The organism is Pantoea sp. BL1 (assembly GCF_000963985.1).
In the GTDB taxonomy this organism is placed as follows: domain Bacteria; phylum Pseudomonadota; class Gammaproteobacteria; order Enterobacterales; family Enterobacteriaceae; genus Pantoea; species Pantoea rwandensis_B.
The window spans coordinates 20,195-32,380 of record NZ_JZRH01000016.1 but is presented as its reverse complement, the minus strand read 5'-3'; the positions used below and the strand labels follow the sequence as shown (position 1 = coordinate 32,380).

Genomic DNA, 12,186 nt, shown 5'->3' with positions numbered 1-12,186 from the left:
GAATTATCAGGAGCCTGTCTGCTTGTGCTTTGCTTCTGGTTCACAGCACAAGTAAGACAGGCCCGTCGTTTATGTCCGCACGTTCGTTGCCGTGCGTTATTCCTTACGTTGCTGTAAACGACGCAGGGAGCGTTCACGACGGCTCTGCTCCCGACTTCTATCCAGCAAGATTTCCTCAATAAACGCCAGGTGACGATGGGATGCCTCGCGTGCTTGTTCTGGCTCACGAGCCACAATCGCCTCAAAGATACTGGCGCGGTGACCGCTCACTTTCGCCAGCATTTCCCGGCGAGCGTAAAGCAATTCGAAATTCTGACGGACGTTTTGTTCCAGCATAGGGCCCATGGAACGCAGCAAATGTAAAAGCACCACATTATGGGCGGCTTCTGTGACAGCGATCTGATACTTCATCACTGCATCTGCTTCGGCATCCAGATCGCCGCTGTCCTGCGCCTGTTGGATGTGAACATGGCAGTCGCGGATACGCTGCAAGTCTTCATCCGTGCCACGCAGCGCCGCATAATAGGCAGCAACACCTTCCAGTGCGTGACGGGTTTCCAGCAGGTCAAACTGGGATTCTGGATGTTCGGCAAGCAGGCTGACTAAGGGATCGCTCATGCTTTGCCAGAGATTTGTTTGCACGAAGGTACCACCGCCCTGACGGCGTAGCAGCAGGCCTTTGGCTTCCAGGCTCTGAATCGCTTCGCGCAGGGATGGACGTGAGACATCAAACTGTTTCGCCAGTTCGCGCTCGGGGAGAAGCTTTTCACCTGGCTGGAGCGTCCCTTCCATAATGAGAGACTCCAACTGTTGCTCGATCGCATCGGAGAGCTTGGGTTGGCGAATTTTACTGTAAGCCATCTTCCCTTCTTATTGTGAAAACGTCCGGAGTAAATTGGTAATACCAATTGAAAAATGGTGCCCGTAAAGTAACAAAGTATTCACCTTGTGTCTATATGGCAGGCATCACACTTCCGGGGTATATCGCTGTTACAGCGCGCTAACTTACCGTAATAAAGGCATATATTTGCTACGTAAGTGAATTGTTAACAGATTTCACTTTTACCAAACCTTACACTGAGTTAGCCCTAAGCCTGACAGGCAACCATAAGGGAAAGCTATTCGTGTTTATTGATTTTTCATGTCAGAAATAGCGCGAGCGATACCTAGTGGATAGTGCTGCTTTTTCAGCCATCTCTCAGCACAAAAAGCAAAAGCAGGTGCAAAGCGGCGCGCTTATCACTATTCTGGTCGCCATGGTAGTTTCAGCATGCACACAGCACGCCAAATACCGTAAAGAAAAGAATACATTGCGTAAAACAGCCTTACAGTGCGCGCACTGCAGGTGCACAATAACAACATCACGAGGTTTGTATGGAACAACAGCATGGCGAATCGCTGCACCGCGGCCTGAAAAATCGCCATATTCAGCTGATTGCGCTGGGCGGTGCCGTGGGTACTGGCCTGTTTCTGGGCAGCGCATCAGTGATTAAATCGGCCGGCCCGGCCGTGATTCTCGGTTATGCAATTGCAGGATTTATTGCCTTTCTGATTATGCGCCAGTTAGGTGAAATGGTAGTGGAAGAGCCGGTCGCCGGCAGCTTCAGCCACTTCGCTTACAAATACTGGGGCAACTTTGCCGGTTTTGCCTCAGGCTGGAACTACTGGGTGCTGTACGTTTTGGTCGCGATGGCCGAACTGAGTGCCGTCGGTAAATACATCCAATTCTGGTATCCCGAATTCCCTACCTGGGCCAGTGCGGCGATCTTCTTCGTCGTCATTAACGCCATCAACCTGACCAACGTTAAAGTGTTCGGGGAAATGGAGTTCTGGTTCGCGATCATCAAGGTTTTCGCGGTTATCGGCATGATCCTGTTTGGCGGCTGGCTGCTGTTCAGCGGCAACGCCGGCCCGCAGGCCAGTGTAACCAACCTATGGAGCCAGGGTGGTTTCCTGCCACACGGTATGACCGGCCTGGTGATGATGATGGCGATCATTATGTTCTCGTTTGGCGGTCTTGAGCTGGTAGGTATCACGGCGGCTGAGGCTGACAATCCGCAAGAGAGCATCCCGAAAGCCACTAACCAGGTACTGTGGCGTATCCTGATTTTCTATATTGGTTCACTGGCAGTGTTGCTGTCATTGATGCCATGGACGCGCGTCACCGAAGAGACCAGCCCGTTCGTGCTAATCTTCCATGAATTGGGTGATGCACTGGTGGCGAATGCCCTGAACGTGGTGATCCTGACAGCCGCGCTGTCGGTCTATAACAGTTGCGTGTATTGCAACAGCCGTATGCTGTTCGGCTTAGCGCAGCAGGGCAATGCGCCAAAAGCGCTGCTCAAAGTTGATAAACGCGGCGTGCCAGTTGCTACGATTCTGGTGTCTGCAGTCGCCACAGCGCTGTGCGTCCTGATCAACTACCTGATGCCGGGTGAAGCGTTTGGCCTGCTGATGTCACTGGTGGTTTCTGCGCTGGTGATCAACTGGGCGATGATCAGCCTGGCACACATGAAATTCCGCAAGAAGAAAGACCAGCAGGGTGTGACTACGCGCTTTAAAGCGGTGCTCTATCCATTTGGTAACTGGCTCTGCCTGGCCTTCATGGCGGCAGTACTGGTGATCATGGCGATCACACCAGGTATGGCGATTTCTGTGTGGCTGATTCCTGTCTGGATCATTATCCTGGCAGTGGGTTACACCATCAAAAATAAAGTGCAAAAAGCCTAATGTATGCCCTTGCCCGGCGCGCCGTCGCCGGGCAACACTTCTGATCTGCCTCACACTTTTCTGCGCCCACCTGTTTTGTCCATCTACGTGACCAATTGTTCCCCAGCAGGTTACTGATTTAACGCTGATAATTTCGTCTCACCTTGTCGCTGGAGACGAACAATGAAAGGCGCAGCACTCTCATTCAGAGAGAAACTGGGATACGGCATGGGCGATGCCGGATGTAATATGATCGGCGGCGCGATCATGCTTTTCCTTAACTATTTTTACACCGATGTGTTTGGCCTTGCGCCTGCGCTGGTCGGTACACTGCTACTTTCTGTTCGCGTGCTGGATGCGGTCACCGATCCGATTATGGGCGCCATCGCCGATCGTACTCAAAGCCGCTGGGGACGATTCCGCCCGTGGCTACTTTGGGTTTCCGTACCCTATGTGCTGTTCAGCGTGTTGATGTTCACCACCCCAGACTGGAGTTATGACAACAAAGTTATCTGGGCCTTTGTCACCTACTTCCTGATGTCGCTCACCTACACCGCTATCAATATTCCTTACTGCTCGTTGGGCGGTGTGATTACCAACGATCCCGGTGAACGCGTCTCCTGCCAATCTTACCGCTTTGTGATGGTTGGCGTGGCGACACTGATTCTCTCGCTATCACTGCTACCGATGGCCGAGTGGTTTGGCGGTGACAATAAAGCGCGCGGGTATCAGATGGCGATGAGCGTGCTGGCGCTGATAGGTCTGGTGATGTTCCTGTTCTGTTTTGCCACGGTACGCGAACGGATTCGTCCAGCCGCGCCCAGTAATGATGATTTGAAGAAAGACCTGCGTGACGTCTGGAAGAACGATCAATGGGTGCGCATTCTCCTCCTCACCTTCTGCAATGTTTGTCCCGGCTTTATCCGCATGGCCGCCACCATGTATTACGTTACCTGGGTGATGGGGCAATCCACGCATTTTGCCACGCTGTTTATTAGCCTGGGTGTGATTGGCATGATGTTCGGCAGTACGCTGGCAAAAATCCTCACCGACCGCTGGTGCAAGCTGAAGGTGTTTTTCTGGACCAATATCGCGCTGGCACTCTTCTCCTGCGGTTTCTATTGGATTGATCCTCACGCGACTGTGGCAGTGGTTGTCGCTTACTTCCTGCTTAATATCCTGCATCAAATCCCGTCGCCACTGCATTGGTCGCTGATGGCGGATGTCGATGATTATGGCGAATGGAAAACGGGGAAACGTATCACCGGCATGAGCTTTTCCGGCAATCTGTTCTTCCTGAAAGTCGGCCTGGCTGTGGCTGGCGCGATGGTCGGTTTCCTGCTCTTTATCTATGGGTATGACGCAAGCGCTCAACAGCAACAGCCTTCGGCCATCAACGGCATCATGCTGCTGTTTACCGTGATTCCCGGTGTCGGCTATCTGATCACCGCCGGTGTGGTGCGCTTGCTGAAGGTGGATCGCAAACTCATGCGCATCATTCAGGATGATCTTGCGCTACGCCGTGCCAACGCACGTGAATTATCCCCTGCCTCACTGACTGTCACCCCGCAACCTGGAGAGATCAAATGAGCTGGCCAAATCCCTTTATTACCCAACGCGCCGATCCATTTATCCTGCGTCATGGCGAAGGCTACTACTTCGTGGCATCGGTGCCAGAGTATGACCGACTCGAAATTCGTCACGCTGACACGCTGAACGGCCTGATTGAGGCCGAAGCGGTGACGGTGTGGCGTAAACCCGATACCGGACCGTTCAGTGCGTTGATTTGGGCACCCGAACTGCATCATATCAATGGGCAATGGGTGATTTACTTTGCTGCTGCCCCAACGCGCGACATCAAAGATGGTCTGTTTCAGCATCGCATGTATGCGCTGGTATGTGATGACAACGATCCGCTTTCCGGCCACTGGCAACCTGTTCGCCGTGTGTTTACCCCAATCGACTCTTTCTCGCTCGATGCGACGCATTTCGTGCATCAGGGCAAAAACTGGTATCTGTGGGCACAGAAGGATCCCGCTATTCCGGGCAATTCCAATCTCTATCTCGCGGAATTGCTGAATCCCTGGACGCTGAAAAGCGCACCGGTGATGCTCAGCCGGCCGGAGTATGAGTGGGAGTGCGCAGGCTTTAGCGTCAATGAGGGCCCAGCGGTTATTCAGCACGGCGATCGGCTGTTTGTCACCTATTCCGCCAGCGCAACTGATGAGAATTACTGTCTGGGAATACTCAGCATCGACGTGATGGCCGATCCCCTCGACAGCACTGCCTGGCAGAAATCTGCGCGTCCAGTCTTCACCACCAGTTGGGAAAATCAACAGTTTGGGCCGGGGCATAACAGCTTTACGCGGGACGAAAAAGGCAGGGATGTGCTGGTGTATCACGCACGGAATTACACTGAAATTGAAGGCGATCCGTTATGGGATCCGAACCGTCATACACGACTGAAGTACATCGAATGGCGTGAAGACGGCACACCGGATTTCGGTGTACCGCCAGCCGATCACACCAGCGTGCCGTAAATGGTCAGCAGCGCGACCACGACCACCAGCACTAACGATATCCGCTTCGCCAGCGCCACGGCCACCCGTGGCGTTTCCACTTTATCCATATGCGGATCGCGCGCCAGCGAGAACTGCGCCAGACTGGTCAGCACCTGATATTGCGAACGATGCCGATCGCTTAGCGAGGCAAACCACGCAGGCAATGCCCGCTCACCATGGCCTAACAGCGCATAAGCCACACCTGCCAGACGCACCGGTATCCAGTCCAGCACGTGCAGTATGCTGTCTACACCTGACTGCGCGCGCTCCAGTGGAGAATGGTGTTTTGCCAGCCAACTCTGCCAGGCGCGCAGGAAGGCATAACCCACCAGCAGCACAGGGCCATAAGGCCCTCCCACCACAAACCAAAACAGTGGCGCGAGGTAAAAGCGGAAGTTAATCCAAATCAGCGCATTTTGTAGCTCACGCAAAAACTCACGCTCACTGCACTCAACGGGCACACCATGAATCAGTGTCAGTTCCGCTGCCATGGCCTGATGCGCCGCTTCATCATCGTGGCTGGCGGCTTTCAGGTAGCGATGATAGTGCAGACGCACAGAACCTGCGCCGATACACAACAAGCCCACCACAATCCAGAATGCCAGTTGTGCCACGCCAAACAGAATGCCTTTCAGGCTCCACACCAGCAGCCAGACAATCAGCATCGCGATGAGGGTCATCACTAACGTGCGCAGCAGTGAAAATCGCTGGCGTCCGCGAAACAGCGGCTCCAGACGATGATCCAGTTGCCAATGCTCACCCAATTTAAACAGGCGTTCCCAACCTAACACTAATAACAAGCTAAACAACGTCATACCTGCTCCTGCTGTTTCAGGGATTCTCCTGCCTGATAGACTCTTTATAGCGTATCCAGTCAAATGCGGGGCCTGGATCGGTTTTGCGCTGTGGCGCGATATCGCTGTGTCCGGTGATGCGTTCCAGCGTCAGCGGATAGTGCTTAAGCAACAAGGCCGTGACCTTTTTTAAGGTCTTATACTGCGCGTCGGTGTACGGCAACGTATCCGTGCCTTCCAGCTCAATGCCCATCGAGAAATCATTACAGTTTTCTCGCCCGGCAAATTGCGACACACCGGCATGCCATGCACGCTGATCAAACGAAACATACTGCACCAACTCACCATCACGACGAATCAGGCAGTGTGCCGCCACGCGCAGCTGCGCGATATCGGCAAAATAGGGGTGGGCATCCGGCGGCAAGGTCCCGGTAAACAATTGATCAATCCACGGGCCGCCAAATTCACCCGGAGGCAAACTGATGTTATGAATAATCAGCAACGAGGGAATTTCATTTTCCGGTCGTTGATTAAAGTGCGGCGAGGGCACTTTGCGCGCGCTGGTGATCCAGCCATCTTCCAGTTTCATGCTCTAAATCCCAGGCAAAATCAGGCTGAGAATAACATGTTTCCCCTTTTCGGCTTGTGACTTAATGCGAACGGCGACAGGTGTTAAGGATACTAAACATTTCAGCTATCACGACTGGCATTAGGCCATAAATCAGGCTAAGGTGAGCGCAGTTAAATCCGATTAATGGAGTGGCATAAGCATGGCATCGCGTCGTTACGATCCCGATCATCGTCGTCAGGAACTGATTAAGCGTATTGAACAGGACATCCCCGAAGCCGTTGCGCGCGCACTTCAGGAGGATTTAGGTGGTGAGGTGGATGCTAACCGTGACATCACCGCCCTACTCTTGCCGGAAGATAAACAGGCCGAAGCACAGATCATCACGCGTGAACCCGGTGTTTTTTGTGGTAAACGCTGGGTACAAGAAGTGTTCATCCAACTGGGTAACAAAGTCGCGATTATCTGGCATGTTGAAGACGGCCAGCCCGTGGTGGCTGATCAGCTGCTGTTCGAATTAAAAGGCCCGGCTCGTCTGCTCTTAACCGCTGAGCGGACCGCACTGAACTTCGTACAAACGCTTTCCGGCGTAGCCACAGAAGTCAGTCATTATGTCGAGTTGCTCGATGGCAGCGAAACGCAATTGCTGGATACACGCAAAACCTTGCCAGGCCTGCGTACAGCGCTGAAATATGCCGTATTGTGCGGCGGCGGCAGTAACCATCGGCTAGGTCTTTCCGATGCCTTCCTGATCAAAGAAAACCATATTATCGCCAGCGGTTCGGTTCGCAAAGCCGTTGAGAAAGCGCTGTGGCTGGATCCCGATGTGCCGGTTGAAGTTGAGGTAGAGAGCCTGCAAGAACTGCAGGATGCGATTGATGCCGGTGCCGACATTATCATGCTGGATAACTTTAGCTTCGAGATGATGCATGAAGCCGTCCTTCTCACCGACAAACGTGCCCTGCTGGAAGTTTCCGGTAACGTCACGGAAGCAACACTGCCGCAGATAGCTAAAACGGGCGTCGACTTCGTTTCGGTGGGCGCTTTGACCAAGCATGTGCGCGCTATGGATCTCTCCATGCGTTTTCGAGAACACTAATTTCCCTCCTCTTACCGCCGCCTCTGCGCGGCGGTTTGTGAGTTATCTTCCCGTTTACTGTTACTTCTTCTGCAAACGCTGCGATTCATTACATCCTGCCTTCCAGCGTTAAACAGTCTCACTATCGCTTTCTGACGCCGTTTTCTACCTTAGCCGCTCCACAACCAGGAGCTGAATAATGGATAGACAACAAGGTTTTACCCTCATCGAATTGATGATAGTGATTGGCATTGTGGCCATTCTTAGTGCTATTGGCCTGCCTAGCTACCAAAATTATCTACAACGCGCCGCGCTGACTGACATGCTGCAAACCATGGTGCCTTATAAAACCGCCGTGGAACTCTGCGCAATTGAACGTGGCGGCCCCACTCAATGCCAGGCGGGTACGGGCGGGATTCCTGCTGCCAAAGGTTCGCGCTATGTGGCCTCGCTCAGCGTCGTGAATGGCGCAATCACCTTAACGGGTCAGGAGAGTCTTACCGAGTTGAGTGTGGAAATGACACCAATATGGAACACCACGGAAGGCACTCTGGACTGGCAACGCAGTTGCACCAGTACCAATGCCAGCCTGCGTGACAGTTGCCTTGAACAGTTCCGCTTCACCGATAAGGACACGCGCTGATGCCACAGCCCAACACCCCACTACAGATATTATGTGCACGTTACCAGGCTGTGATGCTTCAGCATGACGCGACATCACTGCGCGTCGCAGTGGCCGAGACGCCCGATCCGCTGCTGCTGGAAGCCCTGCAATTCGCCAGCCAGTGCAAAGTCGAAGTCGAGTGCTGGCCTGCGGCACGACTGGAGCAACTCCTGCACAACCCTGATGACTCGGCGACGTTGCATGAACCGGCCGCCACCGAAACAGCGATTAATGCCGTTGAACAGATTTTGCGTCAGGCGATCCAACGCCGTGCTTCTGACGTGCATTTTGAACCTCAGCAGCAGGGGTTACGCGTCCGATTTCGTATTGATGGTGTTTTGCACAAGCTGTCACATTTGCCAGATGCACCAACGGCTGCGGTGCTTGCCAGACTGAAAATCCTCGGCGGGCTGGATATCGCCGAGCGTCGCTTGCCACAAGATGGGCAATTCACACTGAACCTTGACGATCAACAGGCCGCATTTCGCCTCTCTACTTTACCCATTAGTCACGGTGAGAAAGCCGTGGTGAGACTGCTGCAAAGTGAAAACAGCGCGATCACACTGGATAAACTCGGCATGCCGGTTGCCCAACTCCGGTTACTGAAGCACGCGCTGGCTAAACCTCAGGGACTGATACTGGTCACCGGGCCTACCGGCAGCGGTAAAACCTTCACTCTCTACAGCGGATTAAGCGCTCTGAATGTGCCGGATAAAAATGTCTGCAGTGTAGAGGATCCCGTTGAAATTCCTTTGGAGGGCATTAACCAGACGCAAATCCAACCGCGTAGCGGGCTCGATTTTAACCGTGTACTGCGGGCTCTGCTGCGACAGGATCCGGATGTGATTATGGTGGGTGAAATCCGCGATGCCGAAACGGCCAGCATTGCCGTTAAAGCGGCGCAGACCGGGCACCTGGTGCTATCAACATTGCACACCAATTCGACGGCGGAAACACTCACTCGTCTGCGACAGATGGATATTCCCGGTTACTTGCTCGGCCCGGCCTTACAGTTAGTCATCGCGCAGCGTCTGGTACGACGGCTCTGCGAGCACTGCCGCCAGCCAGCACAGGCCCTGGCACATCTGCCACACGACATTTGGCCTGGCACCTTACAAACCTGGCGCGCCCCAGGCTGTGACCACTGCTTCTCGGGCTATTACGGGCGTCTGGCGTTATTTGAGGTGCTGCCGATGAGTAACAAATTACAAAACGCGATTTCAGCTGATATGCCGCTGGAGCACATTATCTCACTGGCCAGTGAAGGCGGGATGAAAACCCTGCTCGCCGCCGGGTTGGAGGCTGTGAGTCGCGGTGACACCTCCTTTGAAGAAGTTCAGCGGGTTGTGGGATTGGAGGATGGCTAATCTCTACCATTATCGCTGGCAGGCGCTGGACACCCAGGGTGCGTTACGGCAAGGAACCTCATTAGTTGCCAGTCAGGAAGTGCTCCTGCAACAACTCTCAGATCGCGGTATGCTGCCGGTTAGCTGGCAGCGTGGACAATGCTGGCGCACGCGTGACTGGAAGTGGCAGCACAAAATTGACCTTGTTCGTCAGTTGGCTACCTTGCTCAAGGCAGGATTGCCGCTGGCGGAGAGTTTGACCTTGCTGGCTGAGGGGCACCCGCATGCTGGCTGGCGCGAACTGCTTAATGAATTGCAACGTCGGGTCATGGCCGGAGAGGCATTTTCATCTGCACTTCGCGCCTGGCCGCAGATCTTCCCTGCGCTGTTTCCGGCATTAATGGAAGTGGGTGAACTCACCGGTCAGCTCGATGAATGCTGTCGCCAGTTGGCGGTACAGCAAAGCAAGCAACAGCACTTGAGACAGAAAGTGGTTAAAGCTCTGCGCTATCCACTGTTTATCTTGCTGGTGGCGCTGGCGGTGAGTGTGGGCATGTTGCTATTTGTGCTGCCCGAATTTGTCTCCGTGTATGCCAGTTTTGATGCCCCCCTTCCCGCCTTCACCGCCGCCGTGATGAGTCTGTCAGCGTTTTTACAACAGGCGGCGATCCCCCTGGCGCTAACGATAATGTGCATATTGTTCGGCGCAAGGTGGCTTTACCGTGGTTCCGTGCACTGGCAAATACGTGTTCATCGCTGGCTATTGCGTCTGCCGTTACTTTCAACACTCTGGCGCGGTGGTCAGCTCAGCCAGATTTACGCCGTCCTGCAATTAACGCAGCAGGCCGGACTCACTTTATTACAAAGCCTGCAAGCCGTTGAGGTCACGCTGGGATCGCCACTGTGGCGTGAAGCGATTATCGCGTTACAGCGGCATATCGCTGGCGGCTCACCATTGCATCAGGCTATGCAGCATCATCTGCTTTTCACCGCACTCTGTGCACAACTGATCCGGGTCGGTGAGGAAGCGGGGGCGCTGGATGTCATGCTGGCACGATTAGCGGAGTGGCATGAAGCACAAACGCTGATGAGGGCTTATGCACTGGCGGCTTCGCTCGAGCCCTTGATGATGATTGTGATCGGTGGAATTGTCGGGACGTTAGTGATTGCCATGTATCTGCCGGTATTTGGCTTAGGCGATGCGATTCGTTGACAGATGCGCGCGGTGCGCATCTGTCTTCAACTTTCACCCTTCAACCTTCAACCTTCAACCTTCGATAATTGACCATCAGCCATCAGCCATCAGCCATCAGCCATCAGCCATCAGCCATCAGCCATCAGCGCGTGAATACCCGATTTTCCTGTTCCGCCACACGAATAAACGTGGTGCGCTTTGTCAGTTCTTTAAGGCGTGCTGCCCCTACGTAAGTGCAGGCCGAACGCAGGCCGCCGAGGATATCCTTCACGGTGTCCTCCACCGGGCCACGCAGTGGCAGACGAACGGTTTTCCCTTCTGCAGCACGATACTGGGCAACACCGCCGACATGGCGTTTCATCGCGGATTCAGAGCTCATACCATAGAACAACATAAACTGCTCGCCCTGCTCTTCGACGACGTTCCCCTCGCACTCATCGTGCGCCGCCAGCATGCCGCCGAGCATGACAAAATCTGCCCCGCCGCCGAAAGCTTTCGCAATATCACCCGGCACCGAACAGCCGCCATCGCTGACGATCTGGCCGCCGAGGCCATGCGCCGCATCTGCACACTCAATCACCGCAGACAACTGCGGGTAGCCGACGCCGGTTTTGACACGTGTAGTGCAAACGGAACCGGGGCCAATGCCGACTTTGACGATATCTGCGCCAGAGAGAATCAACTCCTCGACCATTTCACCGGTCACCACATTACCCGCGCAGATGGTTTTGCCTGGGAAACTTTCACGCACTCGTTGCAGGAACTCAACAAAGTGCTCGGAGTAACCATTGGCAACATCAATGCAGATGAAATTGAGCTGTGACGATAGGGCGAGAATCGCAGTGAGTTTACTGAAATCGGCTTCGGAGGTACCGGATGACACCATCACATGCCCGAGCACTGCAGCCGGTACGCGCTGGATAAATGCCTGCCAGGCTTCCACGCTGTAGTGTTTATGCACTGCTGTCAGAACATTGAAGCCCGCCAGCGCTTCGGCCATGGTGAATGTGCCCACGGTGTCCATATTGGCGGCAATCACCGGAACGCCGGTCCAGTTCAGACCTGAATGCTTGAAAGTGTAGGTGCGTTCGAGTTCAACCTCAGAACGGCTTTTCAGGGTGGAGCGTTTGGGGCGGATCAAAACATCTTTAAAGCCCAGTTTTAAATCTTCTTCAATACGCATAGCTGAGTGTCCTGGTTAGTGACGACGAACCGCAGTTCGGGTAGCGCTCACGGCTCCAGTGTCGTTATCATACGCGCCATTCGTTCCG

At 54.1% G+C, this 12,186-nt stretch carries 11 protein-coding genes; 7 read left to right on the top strand and 4 right to left on the bottom strand.

Features of this window, described 5'->3' with window-relative positions; genetic code table 11:
• Positions 1-96: 96 nt before the first annotated feature.
• The gene (gene pdhR / locus VH86_RS09480) at positions 97-861 is read right to left on the bottom strand and encodes a pyruvate dehydrogenase complex transcriptional repressor PdhR (protein WP_034829622.1); all 765 of its coding nucleotides are present in this window, start codon (positions 859-861) and stop codon (positions 97-99) included.
• 513 nt (positions 862-1,374) lie between these two features.
• On the opposite strand from pdhR, the gene aroP reads away from it, so the two are divergent.
• The 3 genes from aroP (at position 1,375) to VH86_RS09465 (ending at position 5,249) form a co-directional block, all read left to right on the top strand.
• Positions 1,375-2,730: an aromatic amino acid transporter AroP gene (gene aroP, locus VH86_RS09475; RefSeq protein WP_045832763.1), complete on the top strand. Its 1,356-nt coding sequence runs from the start codon at positions 1,375-1,377 to the stop codon at positions 2,728-2,730.
• Positions 2,731-2,892: 162 nt separating this feature from the next.
• Positions 2,893-4,299, top strand: a complete 1,407-nt coding sequence (locus tag VH86_RS09470) for a glycoside-pentoside-hexuronide (GPH):cation symporter (protein WP_045832762.1) — start codon at positions 2,893-2,895, stop codon at positions 4,297-4,299.
• Positions 4,296-5,249, top strand: a complete 954-nt coding sequence (locus VH86_RS09465; protein ID WP_045832761.1) for a family 43 glycosylhydrolase — start codon at positions 4,296-4,298, stop codon at positions 5,247-5,249. The genes VH86_RS09470 and VH86_RS09465 overlap by 4 nt, the downstream gene beginning before the upstream one ends.
• Here VH86_RS09465 and ampE read toward each other — a convergent pair.
• On the bottom strand, positions 5,231-6,085 hold the full coding sequence (ampE, locus tag VH86_RS09460; RefSeq protein WP_034829634.1) for a beta-lactamase regulator AmpE: 855 nt from the start codon (positions 6,083-6,085) through the stop codon (positions 5,231-5,233). The genes VH86_RS09465 and ampE overlap by 19 nt on opposite strands.
• Before the next feature lie 16 nt (positions 6,086-6,101).
• A complete protein-coding gene (gene ampD / locus VH86_RS09455) occupies positions 6,102-6,653 on the bottom strand; it encodes a 1,6-anhydro-N-acetylmuramyl-L-alanine amidase AmpD (protein WP_045816802.1) in 552 nt (183 codons plus the stop codon).
• A gap of 181 nt (positions 6,654-6,834) precedes the next feature.
• On the opposite strand from ampD, the gene nadC reads away from it, so the two are divergent.
• The 4 genes from nadC (at position 6,835) to hofC (ending at position 10,933) form a co-directional block, all read left to right on the top strand.
• Positions 6,835-7,731: a carboxylating nicotinate-nucleotide diphosphorylase gene (gene nadC, locus VH86_RS09450; RefSeq protein ID WP_045832760.1), complete on the top strand. Its 897-nt coding sequence runs from the start codon at positions 6,835-6,837 to the stop codon at positions 7,729-7,731.
• A 178-nt stretch (positions 7,732-7,909) separates the two neighbouring features.
• Complete coding sequence (gene ppdD, locus VH86_RS09445; protein WP_045832759.1) at positions 7,910-8,353, top strand: prepilin peptidase-dependent pilin; 444 nt, start codon at positions 7,910-7,912, stop codon at positions 8,351-8,353.
• Complete coding sequence (gene gspE, locus VH86_RS09440; protein ID WP_045832758.1) at positions 8,353-9,741, top strand: type II secretion system protein GspE; 1,389 nt, start codon at positions 8,353-8,355, stop codon at positions 9,739-9,741. Before ppdD ends, gspE begins: the two co-directional genes overlap by 1 nt.
• Positions 9,734-10,933 (top strand): protein transport protein HofC, encoded by a 1,200-nt coding sequence (hofC, locus tag VH86_RS09435; protein ID WP_045832757.1) that lies wholly within the window; start codon positions 9,734-9,736, stop codon positions 10,931-10,933. Before gspE ends, hofC begins: the two co-directional genes overlap by 8 nt.
• Before the next feature lie 124 nt (positions 10,934-11,057).
• Here the strand turns inward: hofC and VH86_RS09430 are convergent, their stop codons facing one another.
• A complete protein-coding gene (locus VH86_RS09430; RefSeq protein ID WP_045832756.1) occupies positions 11,058-12,098 on the bottom strand; it encodes a GMP reductase in 1,041 nt (346 codons plus the stop codon).
• Positions 12,099-12,186: the final 88 nt, after the last annotated feature.

Excerpts from the sequence above, each read along its gene's own strand:
- pdhR (WP_034829622.1), bottom strand. The coding sequence starts at position 861 with ATGGCTTACAGTAAAATTCGCCAACCCAAGCTCTCCGATGCGATCGAG.
- nadC (WP_045832760.1), top strand. The coding sequence starts at position 6,835 with ATGGCATCGCGTCGTTACGATCCCGATCATCGTCGTCAGGAACTGATT.
- gspE (WP_045832758.1), top strand. The coding sequence starts at position 8,353 with ATGCCACAGCCCAACACCCCACTACAGATATTATGTGCACGTTACCAG.
- VH86_RS09470 (WP_045832762.1), top strand. The coding sequence starts at position 2,893 with ATGAAAGGCGCAGCACTCTCATTCAGAGAGAAACTGGGATACGGCATG.
- ampE (WP_034829634.1), bottom strand. The coding sequence starts at position 6,085 with ATGACGTTGTTTAGCTTGTTATTAGTGTTAGGTTGGGAACGCCTGTTT.
- VH86_RS09430 (WP_045832756.1), bottom strand. The coding sequence starts at position 12,098 with ATGCGTATTGAAGAAGATTTAAAACTGGGCTTTAAAGATGTTTTGATC.
- VH86_RS09465 (WP_045832761.1), top strand. The coding sequence starts at position 4,296 with ATGAGCTGGCCAAATCCCTTTATTACCCAACGCGCCGATCCATTTATC.
- aroP (WP_045832763.1), top strand. The coding sequence starts at position 1,375 with ATGGAACAACAGCATGGCGAATCGCTGCACCGCGGCCTGAAAAATCGC.
- hofC (WP_045832757.1), top strand. The coding sequence starts at position 9,734 with ATGGCTAATCTCTACCATTATCGCTGGCAGGCGCTGGACACCCAGGGT.
- ppdD (WP_045832759.1), top strand. The coding sequence starts at position 7,910 with ATGGATAGACAACAAGGTTTTACCCTCATCGAATTGATGATAGTGATT.
- ampD (WP_045816802.1), bottom strand. The coding sequence starts at position 6,653 with ATGAAACTGGAAGATGGCTGGATCACCAGCGCGCGCAAAGTGCCCTCG.